Raw genomic sequence first — 25,493 nt, 5'->3', positions numbered from 1 at the left:
TCGGCGCGGCGGAGTCAGCGCGAACTCGGGCCCTGCCGCTGGGCGAGCGCGCGGCGCAGGGCTCGCACGTCTCGAAAGCCGGCCAGTCGGGCGATCTCGGAGGCGGCGAATCGGCGGCCGTGTTCCGCGTCGGCCGCGTGCATTCGCGCCCGCCTGACCCGCTCCTCTGTGAGCGCCGCCTTCGCGGATGATCCGGCCTGCGCGAAGATGTGGCGCAGATTGCGCGGCGACCGCCCGACGGCCTGGGCGAGATCTTCGACAGTGAAGTCAGGATCGGTCGCCCGCATGGCGATCACGCGGAGCGCCGCGCGGTGCAGACTCTCTGCGTCGTCCGAATGCTCAGGCGCCGTGGCCTCGAGAGCGTGCAGTAGGAGTGCAGTCGTGAGGTGCCGCAGTCCCAGACCGAAGTCGGCGAAGCCGGCTTCTCCGCCGACCATCGTCGAGTTGAGGGCGATGTTCGCGGTAGTGACGACCGCATCGCGGTACGTTTTCGAGGGCTGCGAGAACACCATTCCGAGCTCCAACTCGTGGCGCGCAGGAGCAGGAAGTCCGGCTAGATCGAATTCGACCTGATAGCGGGCGACCGGGCGAGCAGCAGTGAAGCGGAACGAGGAAGGGCCGCCGCCCGGCAGGACCGCCACATCGCCCGGACCGATCACTTTACCCCCCCCCCCCCCACATTGGCACCCGCAGGGTCGCCTCCCCCTCGATCTGCACGATCAACAGCGCCACCGCGGAGGAACGCGCGATCGAATAGGCGCCCTCGCTGTGCCAGATCCGACCAGTACGTAAGCCCTCGAAGCGGATCTCGTCGGAGACGAGTCTGAAGCTCGAATCGAATTCTCCGAGGAAGTCTCGCTCGGCCAGCCATTCTTGGGCCGAGTCTCCTTGAAGCGAATATTTTCGGCGTAGCGAGTCGGGGGCCACAGGTTCTCCAAAAGCTCACAGATCAATCGACGAATCCTCGCCGACAAGCAATGCATCGACGAATGATTGTGCGCCTCGTCGCCCTACGGTGCGAAGCCTAGCCGCAGGTTCCGGCTCAGAGCGGACTACTTCCGGCCCCGATGCTTCCTCATCTCACCGACCTGGCAATGCTTCATTCGTCCCTCTCTTCACAGACGAAAGTTCGAGCACATGACAAACAATTCCTTCGACAAGTTCCGCGACATCGGGTCGCCCCTGTCCGATTGGACCATCCCCGCCGAAGACGGCGTCCACCGCCGCACCATCGTCAAGGGCGCCGCCTGGACCATCCCGGTCGTCGCCGTGTCGGTCGCGACACCGGCTGCCGCGGCGTCGAAGACGCCGACGCTGGCGTTCACGAAGGGCTCATACACGGGCAACGGGTGCGAGACAATCACCGGCGTTCAGGTCAAGCGCACGACCGACGGAACGACGGCCGACGCGGGCAAGACGGTGACCGTCACGCTCAAGGACGGCTTCACCTTCGCGGATGGCAAGACGACCTACTCCGCCACGACCGACAGCTCAGGGCTCATCACCCTTCCGGACATCAAAGTCCCGACCGGCGAGAAGTCGACCACCTTCAACGCGACCTCCGACACGCTTTCCGCTTCGGCGCCGGTCACATCCACCGCATACGCCATTCGCTCCTTCCACAAGAGTGCATCGTCGACAGATGGTTCCAGTAGCCTCGTTGAGGCTGGCTATAAGGATGCGACCGTCTACGGAGATTCAATCTTCCTGACGTCAGACGGAACACTTTACAACGGCGCCTCCAGCACTCCACAGGAGATCAGCAAGAATGTTACGTCGGTCTCGCAGGTCGAGTATGACTCGAAGGACAATCTCTTCCTGAATTACGTCACGAAGAGCGGCGAGGTTCGTATCTTCAAGAAGGACTCGAGCAGTAATACAGGATCGAGCAGCGACGTCAAGAGTGGCCAAAGCGACGCAACCGCCTACGGCGATAAGATCTATCTCACCTCGGGTGGCACTCTATACTTTGGTTCGGACTCAATCGGAACCGATGTCAAGTCCGTCTCGCAGGTGAACTATGACAGCACCGACGGCATCTACATCGATTTTGTGACATCGTCCGGAGAAGTGCGCCAGTTCCACAGGACCGGTGCTACTGGAGCTACCTCGACCAGCTCCATCACAACTGGGAAGACTGGCGCGACGGCACTAGGTGACAACCTGTACCTGGATTCTTCCAAGGAACTCTTCGCCGGAACGACGAGCATCGCGAAGAACGTGACGTCCGCCTCGCAAGTGCAGTACGACAACAAGAACGGCATTTACATGAACTACGTCACTGAGAACGGTGACGTGTACAGCTACTACAAGAAGTCGGGCGACGCTACCGGCACGTCCACAAAGATTACGTCTGATCAGAAGGGTGCCACCGCGCTCGGCGACAAGATGTACTTGACGTCCGACGGAACCCTCTACAACGACACTCAGCTCGTGAACAAGAACGTCACCTCTGCTTCGCAGATCGAGTACGACTCGACGAACGGTTTCTACATGGATTACGTGACCTCGAGCAACTCGAGCTGCTGATGACGATGAGCCGCGCTACCGGTTTCGTGTAGCTCGGTTCTTCTTCGACAAGACGAGAGGGCCACCCGAGAAGATCGGGTGGCCCTCTCGTCTTGTGCATTAGGGCTCTCTGCATTGGCCAGAGTCGAGCGTTCTCGTCCTGTAGTGCAGACTTCCGGCTAACCGACTCGGATGCCAGAGACCGCTCCCTGCTTCGCCCGAGACCTGAGAATCACCGCGATCTCGTCGAGGTCAAACGAGCCGAGAAGTGATTCTTCACAGATGATCCGTTCCGGGGAAGAGCGTGATACAGGTTCCGGCAAGGAAGTGTCTTTTTCCGGCTCTCGCCCCGGGGTCAGCAGGACCGGCACATCATCGGCGCCGCCAGGGGCTCATCGCTCGGCGGTCACCTTCGCGAGGGCACGTCGCAACGCTCGCGCGTCCCGGAAACCGGAAAGTCGGGCGACCTCCGCCGTGGTGAACCGATCGCCGTCCTCCCCCACCGCGGCATGAACGCGCGCTCGGCGCACCCGCTCACCGGTGAGGGCGGCTTTTGCCGAGCTTCCTGTCTGAGCGAAGACCTCCCGCAGTGTCCGGGAGGACGTCCCGACGGCGTGCGCAAGCGATTCCACGGTGAAGTCGGGATCCGTCGCCCGCGTCGAAATGACCCGGAGAGCGGCCCGGTGCAGGCTGCCCGCGTCCTCGGGAAGATCCGGGGCGGTGGCCTCTAGGGCGTGCAGAAGGAGCGCCGTCGAGAGATGCCGGAGCCCGACAGCGAAGTCGGCGAAGCCGGCTTCGCCCTCCGACAGCGAGGAATTGAAAGCGATGTTCGCGGTCGACGTGACAGCGTCCCGATATCCTTTTGCCGGCCGGGAGAAAAGGATTCCCGACTCGAGTTCGATCCGGGCGTGCGCGGGCAGTCCGGCCAGGTCGTAGTCGATCTGATATCGAGCGACCGGGCGGTCCGCCGAGAGGTGGAACGGCGCTGCCCCTCCTGGCAGAACGGCGACATCGCCTGGCCCGAGGATCCTCGGCTGAGTTCCCCACACCGGTGAGCGGAGGGTGCATTCCCCTTCGATCTGAACGAGCAGCAGCGCCGCGGGCGAGCGGCGCGCGATGACATAGGCGCCCTCGGTGTGCCACATTCTGGCCAGTCGGAGTCCGTGGACCAGGATCTCGTCGGACACCAGTCGGAAGGCGGTATCCAGCTGTCCGTAATGATCTCGCTCGGCGAGCCAGGCCCGGGAATCCTCGCCAAGCAGGGAGGCCGTGCGACGTGATGATCCGCCGGTCATGGATCCTCCTCGTGTCCTCGATCACCCGGATGACGCCAGAGCCTCGCCGGGCATCGGCGCGACGACGAGTCATTCTCCAGGCGCCACCGGGCTAACGGAGGTTCGTGAGCAAGTTCCGGCGGCGGGGACACCACTTTCGGCGGCCGCAGAGGGCCGATCTGCACCCATGACGAAGCTTCGGATGTCCCTCCCGAACACGCAGGAAAGCGAGAACACATGACGAAGAACCGCTTCGAGAAGTACCGAAACGTCGACACGAGCCTGTCCGACTGGGCCATTCCCGCCCCAGACGGCGTCCACCGCCGCACCCTCGTCCAGGGCGCCGCCTGGACCATCCCGGTCGTCGGCGTGTCGGTCGCGACGCCGGCTGCCGCGGCGTCGAACTCGCCGACGCTGAAGTTCACGAAGGCGTCCTACACCGGGGTGGGCTGCAAGTTCATCAAGGGCGCGCAAGTCAAGCGCACCACAGACGGAAGTACGGCGGACGCGGGGAAGAGGGTCACCGTCACCCTCCGCGACGGATACACCTTCAAGGACGGCACCACGACGTCTTCAGCCACGACTGATAGCAGTGGGCTCATCACGCTCCCCGACATCAAAGTCCCGAGAGACGGTGGAAAGTCGACCTTCGGCGCTATCAGCGACGACCTGTCGACGAGTGCACCGGTGACCGGCGCCAAGTCGGAGGGCGCATTATCTGTGCGCCACGACCAGAATCCGGTCGAGTACGCCGACGTCCCCAACGGATCCACGCCGGTCGGCGGCAGCACCTACATCACCAGCGACGGCGACCTGTATATCGAGGGTGTGAAGAAGGCCTCCAATGTCAAGTCCGCCGTCGGCGCATACAACCGGTGGACGAAGGGGCGCGACTACTTCGCGACCTATGTCACCAAGGACGGGGTTGCGCACAGCGTCCGCCACGACCAGGACCCGGTGAATTACACGAGCGTGCCGAAGAACGCTACTCCGCTGGGCGGGGCCAGCTTCCTCACCAGCGACGGCAAGCTCTACATCGAGAACGTACTAAAAGCCTCCGACGTGACGTCCGCTGTCGGCGAGTATAACCGGTGGAACGAGGGCCGAGACTTCTTTGCGAGCTACGTGACGAAAGACGGGGTCGCGCACAGCGTCCGCCACGATCAGGATCCGGTGGACTACAAGGACGTACCGAAGAACTCCACCCCGGTGGGCGGCAGTACCTTCCTCACCGACGGCGGTGACCTGTACATCGAGAGTGTCAAGAAGGCCTCGAAGGTGAAGTCGGCCGTCGGGCAGTACAACCGCTGGACGGAGGGACGCGACTACTTCGCGACCTACGTCGACACCGACGGAGTCGCGCACAGCGTCCGCCACGACACGAAACCGGAGACGTATTCGAGCGTCCCTAGCGGCGCCAAGCCGGTCGGCGGAAGCAGCTTCCTCACCAGCGGCGGCGACCTGTACATCGAGAACACGCGCAAGGCGTCCAACGTCAAGACGGCGGTCGGTTCGTACAACCGGTGGAGTGAAGGAGCGAGGGACTTCTACGCGGCCTACACCGGGGCCACCTGCTGATCCGCGAATGAGGACCTGACGCAGGACCTCCACGCAGGGCGCGTACCGGGGCGACGTCACCGTCAGCCCCGGTGCACGCCTACGCGATCCGGATCAGCTTCTTGTTCACGAACTCTTCCAGCGCGAGCCGACCCATCTCGCGCCCCGTGCCCGAGCGCTTCACACCGCCGAAGGGGAGCTCGGCGGCGTCGCCGAGGACGAGGTTGACCCAGACCATGCCCGCGTCGATCCGGTCCACCAGGCGCAGCGCCTGCTCGCTGTCGGTCGTGTAGAGGTACGAGCCGAGGCCGTAGGGGGTGTCGTTCGCGAGGTCTATCGCCTCGTCCTCGTCATGGACGCGGAACAGGACCGCCACCGGACCGAAGAACTCCTCGCGGTAGGCGTCCATCTCGGGGGTGACGTCCTCGAGCACGGCCGGCGGGAAGAAGTTGCCGGTCGCCTCGCCGCTCGCGCGCACGGTAGCGCCCTGCTCGCGCGCGGTGGCCAGCTGTGCGGTGAGACGCTCGGTGGCGGACGCGGAGGAGAGCGGGCCGAGGAGGGTGCCCGAGGCGAACGGATCGGCCGGCTGGGCGCGGGTGAACGCCTCGGTGAACTTCTCGGCGAACGTGTCGTACAGCTCGTCGATCACGATGAAGCGCTTGGCCGCGTTGCAAGACTGGCCGTTGTTGTCCAGGCGCGCGGCGACCGCATCCTCCACCGCCCTGTCGAGATCGTCGGTCGACAAGAGCACGAACGGATCGGACCCGCCGAGTTCGAGCACGACCTTCTTGAGGTGGCGGCCCGCCAGCTCGGCCACGGCGGCACCGGCCCGCTCGGAACCGGTGACCGAGACGCCCTGCACGCGCGGGTCGGCGATCACGGTCACGACCTGCTCGTTAGAGGCGTAAAGGTTGACGTAGACGCCGGCGGGAGCGCCCAGCTCCTCGGCCGCGGTGCGGAAGATGTCGGCGATGGCGGCGGCCGACTCCGGGCACTGCGGCGCGTGCTTGAGCAGGATCGTATTGCCGGCGACCACGTTGGGGCCGGCGAAGCGGGCCACCTGGTAGTAGGGGAAGTTCCACGGCATGATGCCCAGCAGCACGCCCAGGCCGGAGCGGCGGATCAGGGCGGAGCCGGTGCCCTCGGCGAGCGCGATCGGCTCGTCGGCGAGGAAGGCCTCGCCGTGCTCGGCGTAGTAGCGGTAGATGTCGGCCGCAAAGCCGACCTCGCCCTGCGCCTGATCGAGCGGCTTGCCCATCTCGCGGACGATGATCGCCGCCAGCTCGTCGGCGCGCTCGGTGTGCAGCGCGGCCACTCGGGCGACCAGCGCGGCACGGGCCGCCACGGGCACGTCCCGCGACCAGGAGGAGTAGGCCCCGTGGGCCGAGGCGATCGTCGCGGTCAGCTCGGCCTCGCTGATGCTCGGGTACTCGCGGAGGGTCTCGCCCGAGGCCGGGTCGATCACGGCGTACGGGACGGGACTCGGACCTGTGCTCATCGGGCCTGCGCTCGTCGGACCTGTGCTCGTCGGACCTGCGCTCGTCGGACCTGCGCTCGTCGGACCTGTGCTCATGCGTGCTGTGCTCCTTCGCGGTGGGAGGCCCGAGCCGTCGCTGCGTCCTCGTCGATGATCTCCTGCGCCAGGCGTCGTCCGACGCGGATGGCGCCGTCGACGTGCTGGTACCCCTCGGCCGCGATGTCGCTCGTCCCCAAGCGGAGCGGACCTACCGGCTCCAGTTGGAGCGCGCCGTAACGGGTTAACCCGCCCAGGTCGAAGCTCGCGGCATACGCGCCCTGCGTCCACTCCTCGGACGCCCAGTCGCTCTCGTAGTAGACGAGCGGATCGAGCGCGGCCGGCCCGAAGTAGGCGGCGAGCGAATCGAGGATCGCGGCCTTCCGCTCCCCCTCGTCGAGCGCGAGCACGCGGTCGGCCTTCTCGTCCGAGACGAAGCCGACCAGGGTGCCGCGCTGTTCGCCGTGGGTGGAGTTGTCGTAGACCTCGTGCACCAGCGAGTACGGGCTGAACGCGGTACCCGAGAGGCCGTCGGCCCGCCAGAACGGGGCGGCATAGGTGGCGGGCACCTCGACTCCTCCCTCGTCGTAGCCCTGCTCGTGCAGCCGGAGCGCCGCGGTGAGTCCGGTGGCGCCGGCGCCGATCACGACGATGTCGTGCTCGCTGGAGGACATGACTTCTCTTTCCGTCGGTGATCGCGGGAGTGAACGCGCGATTGCGAACAACTCTGACACAGGAGCGGAGGAGAACGGCAGTGCTCGGGCACTACATAGACGTGCTATGTTATTACGTTGCTGCCCCCGGCTCCGCTCCTCCCCGAGAAAGGCTCCACCCCGTGACCACCTCCCCCACCCGCCCGCGCAGGGCTCGATCCTGAAGCAGCCGCTGGCCGTCTGGGCCGTCGCCTTCGCCGCAGTGATCGCGTTCATGGGCATCGGCCTGGTCGACCCGATCCTTCCTGCCATCGCCGAGAGCCTGCGGGCAACTCCCACAGAGACGTCGCTGCTGTTCACGAGCTACCTCGTGATCACCGGCGTCGTGATGTTCTTCACCAGCTGGCTCTCCAGCCGCATCGGCGCCAAGAAGACGTTGATGATCGGGCTGGTGCTGATCGTGGTGTTCGCCGCGCTCGCGGGAACGGCGGGCAGTGTCGAGGGCGTCATCGGCTTCCGCGCCGGCTGGGGCTTCGGGAACGCGCTGTTCATCTCCACCGCGCTCTCGACCATCGTCGGCGCGGCCAGCGGAGGCTCCTCCGCGGCGATCGTGCTCTACGAGGCCGCACTGGGCATCGGCATCGCGATCGGCCCGCTGCTCGGCGGGCTACTCGGCAGCGTCTCGTGGCGCGGTCCGTTCTTCGGCACCGCGGTGCTGATGGCCGTCGGCGCCATCGCCATCGCCACGCTGCTCCGTGAGGACGGACCCCGGCCCACTCCTACTCCGCTCTCGGCGCCGTTCGCGGCCCTCAGGGTCCCCGCAATCCGCTCGCTCGCCACCGCGGCCCTGTTCTACAACATCGGCTTCTTCGTGCTGCTCGCCTACACGCCCTACCCGCTGGGTCTGGACGAGATGGGCCTTGGCTTCACCTTCTTCGGCTGGGGTCTGGGCGTCGCGATCACCTCGGTATTCGCCGCTCCGCTGCTCACCGCGAGGCTTCCGCGGACCGTGGTGCTGCGCTCGGTGCTGCTGCTGCTCGCGCTCGATCTAGTCGCCGGCGGCCTGGTGATCTCGTCGCGGGTGGGCCTCATCGTCTGCATCATCGTCGGCGGGCTGCTGCTCGGCGTCGTCAACACGGTGCTGACCGAGTGCGTGATGGAAGCGACGGACCTGCCGCGCTCCGTCGCCTCCTCTGCCTACTCGGGCGTCCGCTTCCTCGGCGGCGCGATCGCCCCGCCCGCCGCCTCCGCGCTGGCCGCCGCGATCTCGCCGGCCTTCCCGATGTACGCCGCCGCCGGAGCCGTGGCCATCGCCGCCCTGATCGTGCTGCTCGGACGCCGCACCCTGGCCCGCGCCGACGCCCACGAGCCCGAGCCCGAGCTCGTCGAGGCGCAGGCCATCACCTTCGGCGAGTGAGGCCGCAGCACAACGTCAGCTGAGAAGCCCTGTCATCCACGATGGTGGATGAGGAGGCCTCTCAGCTGACGTTGTGTTGGAGCACGTCGGAGCGGCAGCGAGGAGCCGCGGATGAACCAGGTGCCAGCGCCCGCGCGTCGCTCATCGGAGGGCGTGCTTGATGTTCGTGCGGGCCAGTGCGACGGCCTCGCCCGCTCCGCCGTTCATGACGATCTTCGACATCGCCAGAGTGAAGCCCTTCACCTGGGCGCCTGTGATCGTGGGCGGCAGCGAGAGGGCGAGCGGATCCGTCACCACGTCCACGAGGACCGGGCCGCCATCGGCGAGCGCCGAACGCAGCGCCTCCTCGACGTCGCGCGGATCCTCGACGCGAATGCCGCGGATCCCGATCGCCTCCGCCACCTTCGCGTAGTCGACCATCGGCACGTCCACCGCGAAGTCGGGGAAGCCGTCGACCAGCATCTCGACCTTCACCAAGCCGAGGGTGGAGTTGTTGAACACCACGATCGTCACCGGGAGCCGATAGGCGGCGACGGTGACCAGCTCGCCCATCAGCATCGAGAGCCCACCGTCACCACTCAGCGACACGACCTGGCGACCCGGGTGCGAGAGCTGCGCGCCGACCGCCTGCGGCAGCGCGTTGGCCATCGAGCCGTGCAGGTAGGAGCCGATCAGGCGGCGCTTCCCGTTGGGGGTGATGTAGCGGGCCTGCCAGACGTTGCCCATGCCGGTGTCGGCGGTGACGATCGCGTCCTCGGCGAGCAAATCGTCGAGGGTGGCGGCGACGAACTCGGGATGGATCGGGCTGCGGGTGCCGACCTCGGTGTACTTCCCGACGACTCCGGTAACCAGCTTCTCGTGCTTCTTCAGCGTCTTGTCGAGGAAGCGGTGGCTTTTGCGCTGCACGAGCGGGGTGAGTGCGGTGAGCGTCGCGGCCACGTCGCCGTGCACGGGGTGCGCGACGCTGACCCGGCGGCCGAGCTTCGAGGCGTCGCTGTCGACCTGCGCGATCACGACCGTCGAGGCGTCGGGGAGGAACTGCTCGTAGGGGAAGTCGGTGCCGAGCAGGAGGAGCAGCTCAGCGTCATGGATGCCGGCGTGCGCGGCGCCGTAGCCGAGCAGGCCCGTCATGCCGACGTCGTAGGGGTTGTCGTACTGGATCCACTCCTTCCCGCGGAGGCTGTGCCCGACGGGCGCGCCGACCAGTTCGGCGAAGGCGACGACCTCGTCGTGCGCGTTCTGCACTCCGGCGCCGGCGAAGATCGCGACCGTCTTCGCCCCGTCGATCGCGACAGCGAGGGCCTGGACGTCGGCGGCGGCGGGAACCAGGACGGGCGGCGACGGCAGCACGAACGCGGGGAACTCGTCCACCGCCTCCAACTCGGCGATGTCGCCGGGGAGGGTGATCACAGCGACTCCGCCCAGCGCCACCGCGCTGCGCATCGCGGCGTTCACGACGCGCGGGGCCTGGGCGGCGGTCGAGATCAGCTCGCGGTAGTTCGAGCACTCGACGAAGAGCCGGTCGGGGTGTGTCTCTTGGAAGTAGGAGGAACCGATCTGGTTGCTGGGGATGTGGCTCGCGATGGCGAGCACCGGGGCTCCGGAGCGGTGTGCGTCGAAGAGGCCGTTGATCAGGTGCAGGTTGCCGGGCCCGCAGCTGCCTGCGCAGACGGCGAGGCGGCCGGTCAGCTGCGCCTCCGCGCCCGCGGCGAAAGCGGCGGCCTCCTCGTTGCGCACATGGATCCAGTCGATGCCTCCCTTCCCGGAGCCGCCGCTGCGGCGGACCGCGTCGACGATCGGATTCAGCGAGTCGCCGACGATCCCGTAGATGCGAGAGACGCCGGCGTCGATGAGCTGGGCGATGAGCTGGTCTGCGACCGTCTTCTGTGCCATGACTCCATTCGACCGGATCCGGAGGGAGACCCGCCACTCCCCCGCGGAACCCCGCCGCTCCGCCCGCCACCTGGCTGAGGGTGGCTGACCGCGCTCACGCGGCACCGGGAATCGTCATCACCTCCGATGCTGTCACGGACAACCGGGGGGCAGGGCGCGAGAGGCGCGCCGCCCGCGGAGGGCGAGCTGCACCGCCGCGAGCAGGAGCAGCGCCGCGAAGAGGATCCCGGAGACGCGCGCCGGCAGGAGGAAGGAGAGGGCGACTCCGGCGAAGGAGAAGGCAGTGGCGGTCAGCCCCACCACCAGGCCAGCGCGCACGTCGAGCAGTCCGCGGCGGGCGTTCGCGATCGAGCCGGTGATCGCGGTGGGGATCATCGCGGCGAGCGAGGTGCCCTTGGCCAGCAGGTCCGCAAATCCGAAGGCGCCGACCAGGACCGGCACGGCGATCGCTCCGCCGCCGATGCCGAAGAGTCCGGAGGCGACCCCCATTCCGGCCCCGAGCGTCGCGAATCCCGGCCACACCGCCCAGCCCTCGGCGATGTCGCCGGTGTCATTCGAACCGAACACGGCCATCCGCACCGCTGCCGCCACCAGCAGCGCCACGAACAGCCAGCGCAGCACCCCCAGCGGCAGTCGCGCGAGCAACCAGGAGCCGGCGAGGGCTCCCAGCATCGCGGCGGCCGCGATCACCGCGGCGGGAGCCCAGGCGACCTGCCCGGCGAGCGCATAGCCGAACGCACCGGCGACCGAGGTCGGGGCGATCGCGAGCAGCGAGGTGGCGGAGGCGCGGCGCTGGTCCATCCCGGCCCACGCGATCAGCATCGGCACCATCACGATCCCGCCGCCGACGCCGAAGGCGCCCGAGAGGGTCCCGCCGACGGCGCCGATCAGCGCGAGGACGAGCAGGGTTCGCGGGCGCACGCGAGCGGGCTGGGCGGTCGGCTGCTGGGCGGTCGGCTGCTGGTCGGTCGCGTCGGTCACGGGTCCATGCCACCACAGCACCGCGCCGAGGGCGAATCCCCGCCGCGCAGAGCCGACCGGCCCAACTCTCTGGCAGTTGCCTGGGCACAGCGCCCCGGACCGTGACGTTCGCCGCGGCCCGCCCGTCCTCTCTCTGTATCTCGTGTACCTCGCCCGACCGATCGGGCACCGAGAGAATCACTGAGCGAAAGAGGAGATCATGGCCGAGACCCCCGCGACCACCACCCGTCGAAGCAGCACCGGACCCGGACGCACCGTGATCGAGGACGGCGTCATCGCCAAAGTCGCCGGCATCGCCGCCCGCGAGGTCCCCGGCGTGTACGCCCTCGGTGGAGGAGCGGCCCGGGCCATCGGCGCGATTCGCAGCGCGATCGGCAACGACGACCGCGGCCAGGGCGTCAAGGTCGAGGTGGGCGAGCGCCAGGTGGCCGCCGACATCACCATCGTCGCCGAGTACCCGGCGCCCCTGCAGAAGGTCGCTGAGGACGTCCGCTCGGCCGTCGCCGATGCCATCCAGCACATCGCGGGCATGGAGGTGGCCGAGATCAACGTGACCGTCCAGGACGTGCACATCCCCGAGGATGACAGCCGGGAGTCCGATCCGCGCGTCGTCTGATCCGTTCCCGCCGACGCCCCGGGCTCAACGGCCCGGGGCGTCGGTGTGCCTCCGCCGTCCCCACCCGAACAGGAGCCCAGACAGGGAAAAGTCCTACGTCCGCCCTCTCGGCACTCCTGGACAATGGCGGACTGACTCCGGAAGAGATCGCCGCTCTCCGACGCGGTCTCGAGCAGGGCGGCGCGCTGCTCCCGGGGAGCAACGAGAACGAGTTCGCGACGGCCCTGGGCGGGCTGAACGCGCGTCTGCGGGGAACGATCGGATGACCGCGGTCCCGATCGGAGCGCCGCAGCCGCCATACCGGGTCCCGTAACCGCCTTCCAGGGTCCTGTCGACCCTGGAGACGAGCTCCCCTGATGTCGGGTAACGTCCGGTTCGGTCCCGCCTTCGATCGGGGTCGCTGAACCCCGAGAGAAGCAGGAGGTCCGATCGTGGACGGTGACCACTTCGTGCTCTCCACCGCGACCCCCTGGGACGACCGCACCGAGATCATCGGCGTCTACTCCTCGGAGTTGTGGGCCTGTGAGGCCGCGTCTGCGTGGCTCCGCTCCCCCCATCGTGAGGCGTTCCCCCGCTGCGTAATCGAGGGCTGGAGCGGCGCTCACCTGCTCGGCCGCGAGGTCGTGGACGGACTCGGTTTGGAGGACGTGGACGGCGACGAGTCGCTCGACGCACCCGGCACGCCCTGACGGGCAGCACCACTGACCCGCGTGTCCAGCCGCCCCAGTGCGAGGGACGCTCGAAGTGTGCGGGCAGTGGTGTCGTCGCGTCTGAGGGCGCTGTTCACCTGCGCCTGCGCGAGAGAGATCGCCTCGGCGAGCCGGGCACCGGAGCCGTCCGCGTCGCGCAGATGCGCGGTGCGCGCTCAGTGCGCGAGGGCGAGGACGCCCACGACCAGCACGCCGAGCCCCGCGATCCCCAGCAGCGCGAGGACCGGCAGCGAGGCGGAGGCGAGCGCCCCGCCCGCGATCCGGAGCATGGTGCGCGCGTCGGTACCGGACGGCGTCGCCGCGTGCACGACCTGGTGCGCGATCACCTCGGCGACGAAGCCGGCGGCCGAGATCCCGACGATCGAGACCACCAGGCTCTGCAGGGCGTGCACCGCATCCGGGTGGTCGCCGACAAGATAGATCATCACCACGGCCAGGCCGGTGAAGGTCGCGTAAACCCGCTCTTTGAGGGCGCGGGCGATCTCGTCGAGGGGGCGGCGGGTGCGCTCGGCCCAGCGACCGGCGCGGCCCGGGCGCAGGCGCACCGGCATCATCCGGTCGGCGGGTGCGGTGCGGCCTGGGGTCCCGTCAGTAGGAGGCGGAGTCGACCTGAGCCGCGGAGGAGTCGCCCGAGCGCCGCGCGGCGAGGTCGCCGAGGATGGTCGCGGAGCCGCTGGTGCCGAAGCGGGTGACGCCCAGCTCGCGGTAGGTGAGGAGGGTGTCGAGGTCGCGGACGCCGCCGGACGCCTTCACCTGGACGGCTTCGGAGACGGCGCCACGCATCAGGCGCAGGTCGTGCTGGGTGGCGCCGCCGCCGGCGAATCCGGTGGCCGTCTTCACGAAGTCGGCTCCGGCGCGCTCGGCGGCGCGGCTGCCCTCGACGATCTGCTCGTCGTCGAGGAGGCTGGTCTCGAGGATGACCTTGACGATGCGGCCTTCTGCGGCGTCGACGACCGCGCGGATGTCGTCCTCGACGTCCTGGAGCAGGCCGCTGCGCAGGCGGCCGATGTTGACGACCATGTCGAGTTCGACCGCGCCGTCGGCGAGGGCCTGCCGCGATTCGGCGACCTTGGCCGCGGTGGAGGTGGTGCCGTGGGGGAAGCCGATGACCGTGCCGACCAGGACTGCGGAGCCGTCGAGCCGGGCGACAGCGTGGGCGATGTCGGAGGGGCGGACGCAGACGCTGAACACGCCGGATGCTCGGGCCTGGTCGAGCTGGGCGTCGACGTCGGCTCGGGTGAACTCGGGCTTGAGGATCGCGTGGTCGATGAGCGCCGCGATCTCGGCAAGCGTGGGCAGGCTGGAGTCGGTCATCCGGTTATTTTACGGTCGGAGGAACGACAAGGGCCCGCGATCCATCGGATCACGGGCCCTCGTCGAGCGCGCTGCTACCAGCTCGACTTGGTGATGCCGGGCAGTTCGCCGCGGTGGGCCATGTCGCGGAAGCGGACACGCGAGATGCCGAACTTCGTGAGGTTGCCGCGAGGGCGGCCATCGACGGCGTCGCGCGAGCGGACGCGGACGGGCGAGGCGTTGCGGGGAAGCTTCTGGAGGCCGACGCGGGCGGCCTCGCGGGACTCGTCGGTCCCGGCCGGGTCGACGAGTGCCTTCTTCAGCTCGAGGCGCTGGGCGGCGTAGCGGTCGACGACCACCTTGCGCTGCTCGTTGCGGGCGATTTTGCTCTTCTTAGCCATATTTAGCGCTCCTCGCGGAAGTCGACGTGCTTGCGCACTACGGGGTCGTACTTCTTGAGCACGAGACGGTCGGGGTCGTTGCGGCGGTTCTTCTTGGTCACGTAGGTGTAACCGGTGCCGGCCGTCGAACGGAGCTTGATGATGGGACGGACGTCCTGCTGCTTGGCCATTAGATCTTCACCCCACGAGCGAGAATGTCCTTGACGACGGACTCGATGCCGCGGACGTCGATGACCTTGATGCCCTTGGCCGAGAGGGTCAGGGTGACGTTACGGCGAAGCGACGGCACGTAGTACGTCTTCTTCTGTACGTTCGGGTCGAAGCGGCGCTTGGTGCGCCGGTGCGAGTGCGAGATGGCGTGCCCGAAGCCGGGGACGGCTCCGGTCACCTGGCAGACTGCTGCCATAGTTTCCTCCATGTGTGGTTACCGTGGATCACGCGCGGCCCGAGGCCCCGCCCGACCCACCCAAGGTCACTTGTCGGCGCACTGCCCGGCCGTTCGGTGGGAGCCGGAGCCCCCGCCCGGCGGGCAGCACGCAAGCGCATGCAGATGCACGCAACTTCGCGAGTATACGCGGGCCCGGTTCTCTGCCGCAACACTCGGGCACCTGTGGCAGCGGGACACCTGTGACAGCCGGACACCTGTGCAGCCGGGCGCCTGCTGCGCCGGAGATCCCGCCACCGTTTTGCTCGGCGACCTTCCTCCCGGCTACGGTCGCCGGGATGCTCCGGGAACGGGAACGGGGCTCGCGAGGGAGGCCTATGGAGCGGTTGAGGCGGCGCGCGCTGCTCCTGGGGATCGCCTCGTCGGCGGTAGCGCTGACCGGATGCACGCCTACGGAACCCGCGGACGCGGACGCGCAACAGCCCGTCACTCCGTCCCTCCCGCGCCCGGTGCCGAGCGGAACCCCTGCGCCGGTGCCGGTGCGGGTGAAGGCGCCGCTGCCCTCGGGCACGATCTCGGAGCTGCCGGGCGACGGGAAGCTGCTCGCGTGGACCGTCGATGACGGCGCCGACTCCGGTGTGGTCGCCGCGTACGCGCAGTTCGCGAAGGACACCGGGACGCGGCTGACCTTCTTCCTCAACGGGCAGTACGACTCGTGGACGGTGAACGCGCCGGCGCTCGGTCCGCTGGTCGCCTCCGGGCAGGTGCAGCTGGCGAACCACACCTGGTCGCACGCCGACCTCACGAGCCTCTCGACTGCTGGAGTGCAGGAGGAGCTGGGCCGTAACGGCGACTTCATTCGCTCGACCTACGGCGTGGAGGCGGCGCCGTTCTACCGGCCGCCATTCGGCTACACCGACGAGCGGACTCGCGCGGCGGCGGCGGCGATCGGCTATCGGGCGACGGTGCTCTGGTACGGCTCGCTCTCGGACTCGGGGCGGATCACTCCGGAGCAGCTGGTCGGCTTCGCTGATCAGTGGTTCCTGCCGCAGCACATCGTGATCGGGCATGCGAACTTCGACCCGGTGACGCTGGTCTACGCGCGCCTCGTCGACATCCTCCGCGAGCGCTCGCTCGAGACGGTCACCCTCCGCGACGTCTTCGCTGCCTGAGCGCCGGCCGCGGGCGCAGCCGGGAGAGGTCGAGGTCATCGGTCAGCATCTGTTCTGCTGACGGACGGTTCTGCTGACGGACTGTTCTGCTGACGGGCTGAAGGAGCGTGGTCCGCAGAGACAGCAACTCGTAGCGTCGGACCGTGTCTCCAGTCCTCACCGCCCCACTCCTCGCCGTCCTGTCGGGCCTTGGCTTCGGTCTCTCGCTCATCGTGGCCATCGGCGCGCAGAACGCCTTTGTGCTCCGCCAGGGCCTCCGCCGCGAGCACGTCCCGGCCGTCGTGGCGATCTGCGCGCTCTGCGACGCCGCTCTGATCGTGCTGGGGATCGCGGGGATCGGCGCGGTCCTGCAGTCGGCGCCGTGGCTGCTGCTGGTGATCCGCTGGGGCGGCATCGTCTTTCTCCTGGTCTACGCGGTGCTCGCCGCCCGCCGCGCTCTGCGCCCGGGGACGCTCGACGGCGACCCGGCCGGCACGTCCACCTCGCTCCGCACGGCGATCGGCACAGGCCTGGCGCTCACGCTACTCAATCCGCATGTGTACCTCGACACGGTCGTGCTGCTGGGCTCGGTCGCGAATTCGCACGGCGAGGAGCGCTGGTGGTTCGGGGCGGGCGCCGCGGCGGGGAGCGTGCTGTGGTTCACCGCCCTCGGGTTCGGCGCTCGGGCGCTGCGTCCGCTGTTCCGGAGCCGCGTCGCGTGGCGGGTGCTCGACGCGGCCGTAGCGGTCGTGATGGTGGTGCTGGCGGGGTCGCTGGCCCTGCACTAAGACGGCAAAGTAAGGAGGCGGCGCGGAGCGACGCCAAGGCCACGGCGGGGGACGGGCGGCAGCGGAGAATGGGGCACGACGAGGACAACCTGGTGGTCCTCGCGTCGCCGGAGCGAGCCGGGCCGCTCCGTACACTGGAGGTCCGTTCGCAAGGGGAGGTGCCGCCGTGGTCCGAGCCTCCCTCGTCACCACCGTCGCCGACGCTGTACTCGACGACATCGTCGCTGGCGTCGTACCGATCGGATCGGAGCTGCCGAGCGAGGCTACACTCGCCGCCCAGCACGACGTCAGCCGCGTCACGATGCGCGAGGCCCTGAAGCGGCTGCAGGGGCTCGGCGTGCTGGACGTTCGCCGGGGCAAGCGCGGAGTGGTCGCGCCCACGTCCGCCTGGACCGATCTCGAGCCAATCCTGCGGGTCACCGCCTTCGGTGCCGACCCGGGCCTGACCGAACTCCAGCTGATCGAGGTGCGCGAGATGATCGAGAGTGGGGCGGCGGCGCTAGCGGCGGCCCGGTGTTCCGCGAAGGACCTCGCCGAACTCGAGCGGATGCTGAGGCGGATGCGGACGGCGCACGAGGAGTCGGACGTCGGCGCCTTCGTCGAGGCCGACATCGCGTTCCACGACGTGATTCTGCGGGCGACCGGCAACGTCTTCGTCGGTGTCGTGCTCGCTCCGCTCTCCCGGGTGATGCGGGAGAAGCGTGCGCAGACCTCGGCGGTCGACGCGATCCAGGCGCACGCGATCCAGCAGCACACCCGGGTGCTCGCTGCCCTGCGCTCGGGCGACGCGGAGGCTTCGCGCACGGCCATGTCGGCGCACATGCGGCAGACGGCCGACGACTTCCGGGCGCACGTCCTGCCCTCGCTGCACTGACTCCGCGCCATCGCTGGCAGGCCAGGCTCGCCGTGGATCAGACTACTGCTTGTATGATATCTGTCATCTGACACGAAGGAGTGTAATGGACGAGTCGATCGCCCTGGGCGCCTACCCCGCGCCCGTCCCCGTCCCGGCCGCCCGCGTCGCCGAGGCCGTCGCCCGCACCAACCGCGTCCTGATCGTCCTCGACGACGATCCGACCGGGACGCAGTCGGTGGCCGACCTGCCAGTCCTGACGTCCTGGGAGCCGGACGACCTGCGCTGGGCTCTCTCGCAGGGCGCCCGCGCGGTCTACGTCCTCACGAACACGCGAAGCCTCGATCCGGACTCCGCCGCCGAGCGCACTCGCGCCGTCGTCGGCACCGCCAGCGCCGTCGCCGCCGACCTCGGAACGCCGATCGCGTTCGTGAGCCGTGGCGACTCAACGCTCAGGGGCCACTACCCGCTCGAGACCGACATCGTCGAAGAGACGCTCCGCGACGCGACCGGCCGAGGAGTCGACGGCGTGGTCCTCGTGCCCGCATTCCCCGATGCCGGACGTATCACGATCGGCGGCGTGCACCTGATGCGCACGCCCGAGGGCCTGGTGCCCGTCGCCGAGACCGAGTTCGCCCGCGACGCGACGTTCGGCTACTCCTGCTCCGACCTCGCGGAGTGGGTGGCCGAGAAGACGCGCGGACGTTGGGCGGCCGATCAGGTGGTGCGTCTGGATCTCGGTGTGCTGCGCGGCGGAATCGACCGGATCATCGCCGCACTGCTCCCCCTCGAGGAAGCGACTCCGGTGATCGCCGACGCGGTACTCGAGGACGATCTGCGCCTCCTCGCCCTCGGCCTGGAGGCGGCGGAGGCGGCCGGCAAGCGGCTCCTCTACCGGGTCGGGCCGCCGTTCGTCCGCGCCCGCATCGGCCAGGAGGCGCGCGCGCCACTCACCGCCACGGATGTTTTCGGCACGGGCGGCGAGGACACGGGCGGCGAGAGCACAGGCGGCGAGGACACAGGCGGCGAGAGCACAGGCGGACTGGTCGTGGTCGGCTCGCACGTCGGCCTCACCTCACGGCAGCTCGCGGTTCTCACGGGTCGCGGCGCGCTGGAGCGGGTCCTCGAGCTCGACGTCGAGCAGGTCCTGGCCGGCGATGACGCGCAGCTCGACTCCCTCGTGGACGCGGCGGTCGACGCACTCGGCCGCGGCGACGTGGCCCTGCACACCAGCCGCCACCTGCGCCGAACAGAGGACGCGGACGAAAGTCTGGACATCTCGCGCCGCGTGTCGGCCGCCATTGTCACTGTGGTCGAGCGAATCCTCGCCCGCAGACGGCCTCGGTTCGTCATCGCGAAGGGCGGGATCACCTCGAGCGACGTCGCGACGCACGGTCTCGGAATCCGCCGCGCGCTCGTACGCGGTCCGATGCTGCCGGGGATCGTCTCGCTCTGGGAGCCGGTCGACGGACCCGCGCGGGGCGTCCCCTACATCGTGTTCGCGGGGAATGTCGGCGACGACGACTCGCTCGCCGCCGTGGTCGCCACCCTCACCCGCCCCTCCGCGTGACCGACGCGCTCCCTCCGCATCCCCTCGCCTCCCTTCCGAAGGAACAGACATGACCTCCCTCTCCTACCGCGTCGCCGTGCTCGGCCTCGGCGCAATGGGCCTGCCGATGGCGACCCGCCTGGCCTCCGTACTGACCGTGCACGGCTTCGACATCGCCCCGGCCCGCCTCGACCTCGCCGCTCGGGCCGGAATCACTCCGTTCGACTCAGCCCGCGGGGCGGTCGCCGGCACGGACGCCGTGCTGCTGGCAGTGCGCAACGGCGCGCAGCTGCGCGACGTGCTGTTCGGCGAGGCCGGCATCGCTGAGTCCCTCGAGCCCGGGGCTGTCGTCGTGATGACAAGCACCGTCGGGATCGAGGACGTCGTCGCTGTGGCCGCGCAGCTCGACTCGCTCGGAGTGCACTTCGTCGACTCTCCGCTCAGTGGCGGACCGGTCCGGGCCGGAGTCGGCGATCTCCTGATCGTGGTCGGCGCCGCTCCCGAGGCCCGCGCGAAGGCGCAGCCGGTGCTCGACCTGCTCGCCTCGACCCTCAGCGTGATCGGCGATCGGGCGGGCGATGGGCAGGCCTTCAAGACGGTCAATCAGCTGCTCTGCGGAGTTCACATCGCGGCCGGAGCCGAGGCGCTGGCCCTCGCCGCGTCGCTCGGACTCGACCCCGCGGCGATCCTCGAGACGCTCTCCGCCGGAGCTGCGGGCTCCTTCATGCTGGCCAACCGCGGGCCGCGGATGCTCGAGGCCTACGACGACGACGACGGCGCGGAGGTGCTGAGCCGCCTGGACATCTTCGTGAAGGACCTGGGGATCGTCACCAGCGCGGCCCGCGCCGCCGGACTCGCCACTCCGGTCGCCGCGGCGGCCGAGCAGCTCTTCCTCCTCGGCGCGACCCAGGGCCTCGCCGCTGCCGACGACTCCGCAATCATCCGCGTCGTCTCCCCGAAGGGCGCCCGATGACCCTCCTCACCGCCGTCCGCAGCGCGGCGGACACCCCGATCGCCCCGGCGACCACGCTCGGCACTCCGCTCCTGCTCGGGATCGCCGCCGCCGGCATCACCCTGCTGCTGGTCCTGATCATCCGCTTCAAGATCCACGCCTTCGTGGCGCTCCTGCTGGTGAGCGTGCTGGTCGCCCTCTCGGCGCAGATCCCTCCCGCCGACGTGTTCACTCTGGTGGCGAACGGTGTCGGCAGCACGATGGGCAAGGTGGCACTGATCATCGCGCTCGGGGCGATCCTGGGCAGGCTCATCGAGGTCTCGGGAGGCGTGCAGAGCCTGGCCGACCACTTCACCCGAGCGCTCGGGCCCCGGCGGGTCGCTGTCGCGCTCACGATCGTGGCCTTCCTCGTTGCGATCCCCGTGTTCTTCGAGGTCGGCGTGATCGTCCTTGTGCCGATCATTTACGCGTTCAGCAAGGTCGCCGGCCTCAACCCGGTGAGATTCGGCCTGCCGATGGTCGGGCTGATGCTGGCCGTGCACGTTGCCGTACCGCCGCATCCGGGTATCGTCGCCGGCGCCGGGGTGTTCGGCGCTGACATCGGCCTGATCGCCCTGATCGCCCTGCCGATCTGCGCGGTCCTGGGCGTGCTCTCCTCCGCAGTCGCCGCACTGATGAACCGCCGCGAGTACGAGCTCGCGCCCGCGGTCGCCGCCCAGCTCGCTGAGAACAACGGTGTCACCGAGGCGGTCCGCACGGTCGGCCGCGACGGCACCGTGCTGGCATCACCGCGCGCCGGACTGATCATCCTGCTCGTCGCTATTCCCGTCGTGCAGATCCTCGCGGGGACCGTCGGCGCCCTCCTTCTGCCCGAGGGCGGCACGGCCCACGGGATCAGCGTCTTCATCGGCACCCCGGTCCTCGCCCTGCTCGTCGCCGTCGGCATCGCCTACTTCGCCCTCCCGGTCAAGCGCGGCTGGTCGCTGACGCAGACGAACGAGATCTTCGAGAGCGCACTCCCGCCGGTCGCATCAATCCTGCTCGTCGTCGCCGGTGGCGGAGTCTTCGGCGCCGTCCTGCAGGCCAGCGGGATCGGCGGCGCACTCGCCACGACTCTCGACACGCTGGGCGTGCCGCTGATCGTGCTCGGCTTCGTCGTGTCGCTGCTGCTGAGGGCGGCACAGGGGTCGGCGACCGTCGCCATCGTGACCACCGGCGGACTTCTTGCGACAGGAGTGGCGGACGGCGGCTACACGCCGCTCCAGATCGCGATCATCACTGTCGCGGTCGGCTTCGGCTCGCTCGGGCTCTCGCACGTCACGGACGCGGGGTTCTGGGTGGTGACCCGTTACCTGGGTTTGAGCGTCGCGGACGGGCTGCGCACCTGGACGGTTCTGACGACGGTCCTGGGCCTGGCGGGCTTCTCCCTGACCTGCGTCGTCTGGGTGTTCGTCGGCGCGATCGCCTGATCGGGGTCCTGCGGCGGGGCGTCGACTGCACGAGAGTGCCTCCGACGCAAGGGCCGAGGCGCGCGGGCGCGATGTGCTGGGATGAGGACGGTCGCCCGCGCCGCCGTTCCCTCCCGCGCTCTACTCCCGCGCTCTACTCCCGCGCTCTACTCCCGCGGCCGGCTGCTCACCCTCGCGGGGGCGGGCCACCTGCTGCCGTTCGAGCGTCCGGCCGAGGTGGCCGCCGCGATTCGGCGGTTCTGGGAGGAGGAGGCCGGGGTCGCTCCTGTCGTGCCGGTCGACGCGGACTTCGCGGGCGGCTATCTGATCCAGAGCCTGGGCGCGATGCCGCTGACGTACGCGACCTCGCTCGCCCGCGGCGCCGGCCTCTGGGGACGCGAGCTGATAGTGCCGAAGGCGCGCATCACGTTCTCGGCGGGCGCGAACGTGGAGGCGGTGGTCGACTCCGACGGCCGCAGCTTCGACGTGCCGAACCTCTGGGTGTGCGACAACTCGGTGTTCCCGAGCTCGCTCATCGCGAACCCGGCGCTCGCGACGATGGCGCTCTCACTGCGGACGGCGGACCGCTTCCTGGCGGCGTAGGGCGAGGCAGGCAGGCAGGCCGGCAGGCAGGCAGGCCGGCCGGCCGGCCGGCAGGCAGCGCATCAGAACGGTGGCGGGCGGTCGTCGAAGCTCGGGCGGGGGCCTGATCGCAGTCGCGCCTCACGGGCCGGTGGCCGGGTCGTGATGCGGCGTCCGGTGGGGGTCGTCCAGTCGGCGGTGCCGTCGGGGTGGAGGACGTAGGTCCAGCGGTCGCCGTGGCGGACGTGGTGGTGGGCCACGCAGAGGCTGGCGAGGTTGCCCGGATCGGTGCCGCCTCCGTTGCGCCACTCGACGACGTGGTCGGCCTCGGCGCCGCTGGCGGAGCGGGTGCAGCCGGGGAAGCGGCAGGTCACGTCGCGGAGCTGGAGGAGGAGCCGCAGCTCGCGGTGCGGGAGTCGGCGGGTGCGACCGACCGAGAGGACGGCGCCCGTGCGCGGCTCGGTCATCACCCGGGTGACGGTCGCGGGGAGGAGGTTCCGGGCGGTGCCTGCGGGGATCGGACCGTAGCCGTCGAGATCGGCGGGGGCGTCGTCGAGGCCGGAGGCGGTGCTCGCGGCCAGGGTGAGGCGCACCTCGGCGCGAACGCCCGGGACCAGGGTCGGAGTGGGTCGATCGGCGCCGACCGCGTCGGGGATCGTGCCGATGACGTCGGCGTCGCACAGGATGTCGGCGAGTGCGTCGGCCCGCAGCTGCGCGAGGGTGCGCTCGTCTCCCCCGTCGAGACCCGGAACGGGGGCGCTCGTGGCGTCCCGTTCGCGTCCCTCGGCCGGAGCACGTCCCGCGGCACCGTCGCTTCCCGCGGCACCGTCGCGGAGGATCCGTGCGATCCGGTCGAGACGCGCATACGCCCCCACCGCGACCGGTGCCGGGAGGAGAGCGCAGAGTGTCGCCATGCCGTCCACCTCGGGGCTCAGCCACACAGCGCGGTCCTCGCGGGCGCGTCGGTGACGCTCGGCGAGGGGCTGCTCGTGGAGCTCCTCGCGGAGTCTCGCCAGAGCGCGCCGCAGTTGCGTCGGCGTGGACCGGGCAGCGAGATCGGCGGCCCGCGCGTCGAACTCCGCCCGGGAGCCCGGCGGCAGGGTGGCCGCGACCGCGCACACGGCCTGGCCCGCCTCCCAGCGCAGCCGCGCCTCGGCCAGGGCGGAGCGGGTGGCCGGCAGATGCTCGACCAGGAGCGCCGCGTTCTCGAGTTCGCGGCAAGCGACCCGCTCGGACACCCCGAGGGCGACCGCGAACTCGGCACGGATTGATCGCTCGGCGAGCTCGCTCGAGGCGTGCGGCGCCGACCCTCGGGCGAACGACTCCGGGTGCTCGAGCGCGACGCGGTACCCGGCGTACAGCTCCTCTGCCGACGCTAGGAGCAGCGGAGACGCCGAGCGGGCGAGCGCTGCGGCCCGGTCACCGCGAGCGCGCACCTCGCCGAGCACCGCCTCCGCCGCCGCCAGTATCGCTCCGTGTGCTTTCATACCTGTATTGAACCAGTGACCACCGACAGTGGTGCCGCAGATCGTCCCGTTCCGGACGATCGCCCCCTGAATCGGCCCTGTGGAGGGACATTCTCAGTGCTCGCCGTCGGTCGTGCTCGCCGTCGGTCGTGCTCGCCGTCGGTCGTGCTCGCCGTCGGTCGTCGCCGCCGCACCGCCTCCGTCCGCCCTCGGCGACAGCGGCGCACCTCCTCCGCCACTCGCGCACCGGACAGGTCGTCGCCGAGGCTCCGCTCCCCGCGGAAGAGCGACCCCGCCGCAGCCCGGCACGCGGTGCGGATGGGCACGGACGCGAGCGACGCCGACGCCCGCAGCTTCGACGTGCCGAACCTGCGCCCGTGCGACAAAACGGTATTCCCGAGTCCGCTGATCGCCCACCGCTTCCTCGCGGAATGACCCTCCGACCCGCCCTCTGCCTCCGCGAGATGCCAGTTGGGACGCGATTCGTCGGCGTGTCGCGTACCGAAGAGGCATCTCGCAGAGAAAGAGGACGTCAGAGGGAGGAGCCAGCGGCCTCCACCAGGCACTCGCGGAAGACGCGGACGGCGGGCGAGGCCAGACCCGCCTCCCGCTGGGCCGTGAAGATCGTGCGGCGAGGCGCGCCCGGCAGTTCCAGGAGGCGGCAGGCCGGCTCCTCGCCCGCCCAGACTAGGTCGGGCATCAGGGCGACGGCGTGGCCGGAGGCGGCGAGGCGGATCTGCGCCTGGAGGTCGGCGGTCTCGAAGCGGACGTCAGGTTCAAAGCCCGCGACGCGGCAGGTCTGCTCGGCGAAATGGCGGCTCGCGGTGCCGCGCGGCTCCATCACCCAGGCGCAGTCGCGGGTCGCGGCGAGATCCAGCACGCCGGAGTCGCGGCTGACGGCCAGGCGGATGGCGTCGGTCGTGAGGTCGCTGCGCACCAACCCGGGCAGCCACGAGGTGGAGTGGCCGGGGTACTGTTCGGCGACGACGAGGTCGAACTCCCTCGCCCACGAGGTCTCGTGCAGCGCCCCCTCTGGCTCGCGCTGCACCATCTCAATCCGCACCTCCGGGAAGCGCTCGGCGACAGCCCGAAGCGCGCTCGGCATCAGCGCGAGCGCCGCCGATTGGAACACCGCGACGCGCACCCGTCCAGTGATGGATTCGCCGGACGCCGCGAGCGCCGCCTCCGCCCGCTCGAGCAGGGCCAGCACCTCACCCGCCGCCTCCACCAGGATCTCGGCCTGCGGAGTGAGCTGCACGCGCCGTCCGGCCTTCCGCAGCAGCTCGACCCCGGTCTCGCGCTCGAGCACCGCGAGCTGCTGCGAGACCGCGGAGGGGCTGTAGGCGAGGGCCTCCGCCGCGGCGGCGAGGGTTCCGCGGATGGCGACCTCGCGCAGCAGGACCAGGCGGCGCACATCGAGCACGACGGCCCCCGATCGTTCAGCTGCGGTGACCGATACCGGTAAGGAACGGTCGCTTCTGCTCAACGGTACTCGGTCGAATA

Annotated in this window: 24 protein-coding genes and 1 pseudogene; 12 read left to right on the top strand and 13 right to left on the bottom strand. The window is 69.6% G+C overall.

The genetic code is table 11. From position 1 onward, the window contains the following. Nucleotides 1–14: 14 nt before the first annotated feature. Nucleotides 15–512 (bottom strand): helix-turn-helix domain-containing protein, encoded by a 498-nt coding sequence (locus C1O28_RS00220; RefSeq protein ID WP_097166149.1) that lies wholly within the window; start codon nucleotides 510–512, stop codon nucleotides 15–17. A 625-nt stretch (nucleotides 513–1,137) separates the two neighbouring features. Between C1O28_RS00220 and C1O28_RS00215 the strand changes: the two genes are divergently transcribed. Further along, nucleotides 1,138–2,529 (top strand): hypothetical protein, encoded by a 1,392-nt coding sequence (locus tag C1O28_RS00215; protein ID WP_097166148.1) that lies wholly within the window; start codon nucleotides 1,138–1,140, stop codon nucleotides 2,527–2,529. A 371-nt stretch (nucleotides 2,530–2,900) separates the two neighbouring features. On the opposite strand, the gene C1O28_RS00210 is transcribed toward C1O28_RS00215, so the two are convergent. After that, nucleotides 2,901–3,803, bottom strand: a complete 903-nt coding sequence (locus C1O28_RS00210; protein ID WP_097166147.1) for a hypothetical protein — start codon at nucleotides 3,801–3,803, stop codon at nucleotides 2,901–2,903. A 216-nt stretch (nucleotides 3,804–4,019) separates the two neighbouring features. On the opposite strand from C1O28_RS00210, the gene C1O28_RS00205 reads away from it, so the two are divergent. After that, a complete protein-coding gene (locus C1O28_RS00205; protein ID WP_097166146.1) occupies nucleotides 4,020–5,360 on the top strand; it encodes a hypothetical protein in 1,341 nt (446 codons plus the stop codon). 79 nt (nucleotides 5,361–5,439) lie between these two features. Here the strand turns inward: C1O28_RS00205 and C1O28_RS00200 are convergent, their stop codons facing one another. Next, the gene (locus C1O28_RS00200; RefSeq protein WP_097166145.1) at nucleotides 5,440–6,837 is read right to left on the bottom strand and encodes an NAD-dependent succinate-semialdehyde dehydrogenase; all 1,398 of its coding nucleotides are present in this window, start codon (nucleotides 6,835–6,837) and stop codon (nucleotides 5,440–5,442) included. Between the two features lie 71 nt (nucleotides 6,838–6,908). Further along, nucleotides 6,909–7,427 (bottom strand): annotated as a pseudogene (locus tag C1O28_RS00190) (flavin monoamine oxidase family protein); the annotation flags it as partial. 205 nt (nucleotides 7,428–7,632) lie between these two features. Between C1O28_RS00190 and C1O28_RS00185 the strand changes: the two are divergent. Continuing rightward, nucleotides 7,633–8,922: an MFS transporter gene (locus tag C1O28_RS00185; protein ID WP_127821380.1), complete on the top strand. Its 1,290-nt coding sequence runs from the start codon at nucleotides 7,633–7,635 to the stop codon at nucleotides 8,920–8,922. A gap of 141 nt (nucleotides 8,923–9,063) precedes the next feature. Here the strand turns inward: C1O28_RS00185 and C1O28_RS00180 are convergent, their stop codons facing one another. Both C1O28_RS00180 and C1O28_RS00175 read right to left on the bottom strand, forming a co-directional pair. After that, complete coding sequence (locus tag C1O28_RS00180) at nucleotides 9,064–10,815, bottom strand: pyruvate dehydrogenase (RefSeq protein ID WP_097166143.1); 1,752 nt, start codon at nucleotides 10,813–10,815, stop codon at nucleotides 9,064–9,066. Between the two features lie 132 nt (nucleotides 10,816–10,947). Next, nucleotides 10,948–11,796: a sulfite exporter TauE/SafE family protein gene (locus C1O28_RS00175; RefSeq protein WP_127821379.1), complete on the bottom strand. Its 849-nt coding sequence runs from the start codon at nucleotides 11,794–11,796 to the stop codon at nucleotides 10,948–10,950. Between the two features lie 199 nt (nucleotides 11,797–11,995). On the opposite strand from C1O28_RS00175, the gene C1O28_RS00170 reads away from it, so the two are divergent. Continuing rightward, entirely contained in the window at nucleotides 11,996–12,412 is a 417-nt protein-coding gene (locus tag C1O28_RS00170; protein WP_181024722.1) for an Asp23/Gls24 family envelope stress response protein, read from the top strand. Between the two features lie 431 nt (nucleotides 12,413–12,843). Then, nucleotides 12,844–13,101, top strand: coding sequence for a hypothetical protein (locus tag C1O28_RS00165; protein ID WP_097166140.1), 258 nt, complete (start codon nucleotides 12,844–12,846; stop codon nucleotides 13,099–13,101). Nucleotides 13,102–13,277: 176 nt separating this feature from the next. On the opposite strand, the gene C1O28_RS00160 is transcribed toward C1O28_RS00165, so the two are convergent. From C1O28_RS00160 to rpmB, 5 genes are all read right to left on the bottom strand, one after another. After that, nucleotides 13,278–13,667 carry a hypothetical protein gene (locus C1O28_RS00160; RefSeq protein WP_104355443.1) on the bottom strand — a complete coding sequence of 130 codons (390 nt, stop codon included), beginning with the start codon at nucleotides 13,665–13,667 and terminating at the stop codon, nucleotides 13,278–13,280. 43 nt (nucleotides 13,668–13,710) lie between these two features. Beyond that, nucleotides 13,711–14,436 carry a deoxyribose-phosphate aldolase gene (deoC, locus tag C1O28_RS00155; RefSeq protein WP_181024723.1) on the bottom strand — a complete coding sequence of 242 codons (726 nt, stop codon included), beginning with the start codon at nucleotides 14,434–14,436 and terminating at the stop codon, nucleotides 13,711–13,713. Nucleotides 14,437–14,510: 74 nt separating this feature from the next. Beyond that, nucleotides 14,511–14,816: a 30S ribosomal protein S14 gene (gene rpsN / locus C1O28_RS00150; protein WP_097166138.1), complete on the bottom strand. Its 306-nt coding sequence runs from the start codon at nucleotides 14,814–14,816 to the stop codon at nucleotides 14,511–14,513. A 2-nt stretch (nucleotides 14,817–14,818) separates the two neighbouring features. Further along, a complete protein-coding gene (gene rpmG, locus C1O28_RS00145) occupies nucleotides 14,819–14,986 on the bottom strand; it encodes a 50S ribosomal protein L33 (RefSeq protein WP_027692168.1) in 168 nt (55 codons plus the stop codon). Further along, entirely contained in the window at nucleotides 14,986–15,222 is a 237-nt protein-coding gene (gene rpmB, locus C1O28_RS00140) for a 50S ribosomal protein L28 (RefSeq protein WP_097166137.1), read from the bottom strand. Before rpmB ends, rpmG begins: the two co-directional genes overlap by 1 nt. 356 nt (nucleotides 15,223–15,578) lie before the next feature. Here rpmB and C1O28_RS00135 point away from each other — a divergent pair, with 356 nt between their 5' ends. From C1O28_RS00135 to C1O28_RS00105, 7 genes are all read left to right on the top strand, one after another. Continuing rightward, complete coding sequence (locus C1O28_RS00135; protein ID WP_097166136.1) at nucleotides 15,579–16,373, top strand: polysaccharide deacetylase family protein; 795 nt, start codon at nucleotides 15,579–15,581, stop codon at nucleotides 16,371–16,373. Between the two features lie 143 nt (nucleotides 16,374–16,516). After that, nucleotides 16,517–17,140 (top strand): LysE/ArgO family amino acid transporter, encoded by a 624-nt coding sequence (locus C1O28_RS00130; RefSeq protein WP_097166135.1) that lies wholly within the window; start codon nucleotides 16,517–16,519, stop codon nucleotides 17,138–17,140. A gap of 166 nt (nucleotides 17,141–17,306) precedes the next feature. Beyond that, entirely contained in the window at nucleotides 17,307–18,014 is a 708-nt protein-coding gene (locus C1O28_RS00125) for a FadR/GntR family transcriptional regulator (RefSeq protein WP_097166134.1), read from the top strand. 85 nt (nucleotides 18,015–18,099) lie between these two features. Continuing rightward, nucleotides 18,100–19,563, top strand: a complete 1,464-nt coding sequence (locus C1O28_RS00120; RefSeq protein ID WP_097166133.1) for a four-carbon acid sugar kinase family protein — start codon at nucleotides 18,100–18,102, stop codon at nucleotides 19,561–19,563. 49 nt (nucleotides 19,564–19,612) lie between these two features. After that, nucleotides 19,613–20,515 (top strand): NAD(P)-dependent oxidoreductase, encoded by a 903-nt coding sequence (locus tag C1O28_RS00115; RefSeq protein ID WP_097166132.1) that lies wholly within the window; start codon nucleotides 19,613–19,615, stop codon nucleotides 20,513–20,515. Beyond that, nucleotides 20,512–21,963, top strand: coding sequence for a GntP family transporter (locus C1O28_RS00110; protein ID WP_097166131.1), 1,452 nt, complete (start codon nucleotides 20,512–20,514; stop codon nucleotides 21,961–21,963). The genes C1O28_RS00115 and C1O28_RS00110 overlap by 4 nt, the downstream gene beginning before the upstream one ends. Before the next feature lie 81 nt (nucleotides 21,964–22,044). Continuing rightward, nucleotides 22,045–22,545, top strand: coding sequence for a GMC oxidoreductase (locus C1O28_RS00105; RefSeq protein ID WP_097166130.1), 501 nt, complete (start codon nucleotides 22,045–22,047; stop codon nucleotides 22,543–22,545). Between the two features lie 62 nt (nucleotides 22,546–22,607). On the opposite strand, the gene C1O28_RS00100 is transcribed toward C1O28_RS00105, so the two are convergent. Then, nucleotides 22,608–24,011, bottom strand: coding sequence for an HNH endonuclease signature motif containing protein (locus C1O28_RS00100; RefSeq protein WP_097166129.1), 1,404 nt, complete (start codon nucleotides 24,009–24,011; stop codon nucleotides 22,608–22,610). A gap of 511 nt (nucleotides 24,012–24,522) precedes the next feature. Next, nucleotides 24,523–25,413 carry a LysR substrate-binding domain-containing protein gene (locus C1O28_RS00095; RefSeq protein WP_097166127.1) on the bottom strand — a complete coding sequence of 297 codons (891 nt, stop codon included), beginning with the start codon at nucleotides 25,411–25,413 and terminating at the stop codon, nucleotides 24,523–24,525. Nucleotides 25,414–25,493: the final 80 nt, after the last annotated feature.

This window comes from Rathayibacter rathayi (assembly GCF_004011095.1).
Taxonomy (GTDB): domain Bacteria; phylum Actinomycetota; class Actinomycetes; order Actinomycetales; family Microbacteriaceae; genus Rathayibacter; species Rathayibacter rathayi.
The sequence above is the reverse complement of the archived record's forward strand: the minus strand, read 5'-3'. Positions and strand labels throughout refer to the sequence as shown.

Coding starts and splice junctions, on each gene's coding strand:
- C1O28_RS00220 (WP_097166149.1), bottom strand. CDS start 512: ATGGTGTTCTCGCAGCCCTCGAAAACGTACCGCGATGCGGTCGTCACT.
- C1O28_RS00215 (WP_097166148.1), top strand. CDS start 1,138: ATGACAAACAATTCCTTCGACAAGTTCCGCGACATCGGGTCGCCCCTG.
- C1O28_RS00210 (WP_097166147.1), bottom strand. CDS start 3,803: ATGACCGGCGGATCATCACGTCGCACGGCCTCCCTGCTTGGCGAGGAT.
- C1O28_RS00205 (WP_097166146.1), top strand. CDS start 4,020: ATGACGAAGAACCGCTTCGAGAAGTACCGAAACGTCGACACGAGCCTG.
- C1O28_RS00200 (WP_097166145.1), bottom strand. CDS start 6,837: ATGAGCACAGGTCCGAGTCCCGTCCCGTACGCCGTGATCGACCCGGCC.
- C1O28_RS00185 (WP_127821380.1), top strand. CDS start 7,633: ATGTTATTACGTTGCTGCCCCCGGCTCCGCTCCTCCCCGAGAAAGGCT.
- C1O28_RS00180 (WP_097166143.1), bottom strand. CDS start 10,815: ATGGCACAGAAGACGGTCGCAGACCAGCTCATCGCCCAGCTCATCGAC.
- C1O28_RS00170 (WP_181024722.1), top strand. CDS start 11,996: ATGGCCGAGACCCCCGCGACCACCACCCGTCGAAGCAGCACCGGACCC.
- deoC (WP_181024723.1), bottom strand. CDS start 14,436: ATGACCGACTCCAGCCTGCCCACGCTTGCCGAGATCGCGGCGCTCATC.
- rpsN (WP_097166138.1), bottom strand. CDS start 14,816: ATGGCTAAGAAGAGCAAAATCGCCCGCAACGAGCAGCGCAAGGTGGTC.
- rpmG (WP_027692168.1), bottom strand. CDS start 14,986: ATGGCCAAGCAGCAGGACGTCCGTCCCATCATCAAGCTCCGTTCGACG.
- rpmB (WP_097166137.1), bottom strand. CDS start 15,222: ATGGCAGCAGTCTGCCAGGTGACCGGAGCCGTCCCCGGCTTCGGGCAC.
- C1O28_RS00135 (WP_097166136.1), top strand. CDS start 15,579: ATGGAGCGGTTGAGGCGGCGCGCGCTGCTCCTGGGGATCGCCTCGTCG.
- C1O28_RS00120 (WP_097166133.1), top strand. CDS start 18,100: ATGGACGAGTCGATCGCCCTGGGCGCCTACCCCGCGCCCGTCCCCGTC.
- C1O28_RS00115 (WP_097166132.1), top strand. CDS start 19,613: ATGACCTCCCTCTCCTACCGCGTCGCCGTGCTCGGCCTCGGCGCAATG.
- C1O28_RS00110 (WP_097166131.1), top strand. CDS start 20,512: ATGACCCTCCTCACCGCCGTCCGCAGCGCGGCGGACACCCCGATCGCC.
- C1O28_RS00105 (WP_097166130.1), top strand. CDS start 22,045: ATGAGGACGGTCGCCCGCGCCGCCGTTCCCTCCCGCGCTCTACTCCCG.
- C1O28_RS00100 (WP_097166129.1), bottom strand. CDS start 24,011: ATGAAAGCACACGGAGCGATACTGGCGGCGGCGGAGGCGGTGCTCGGC.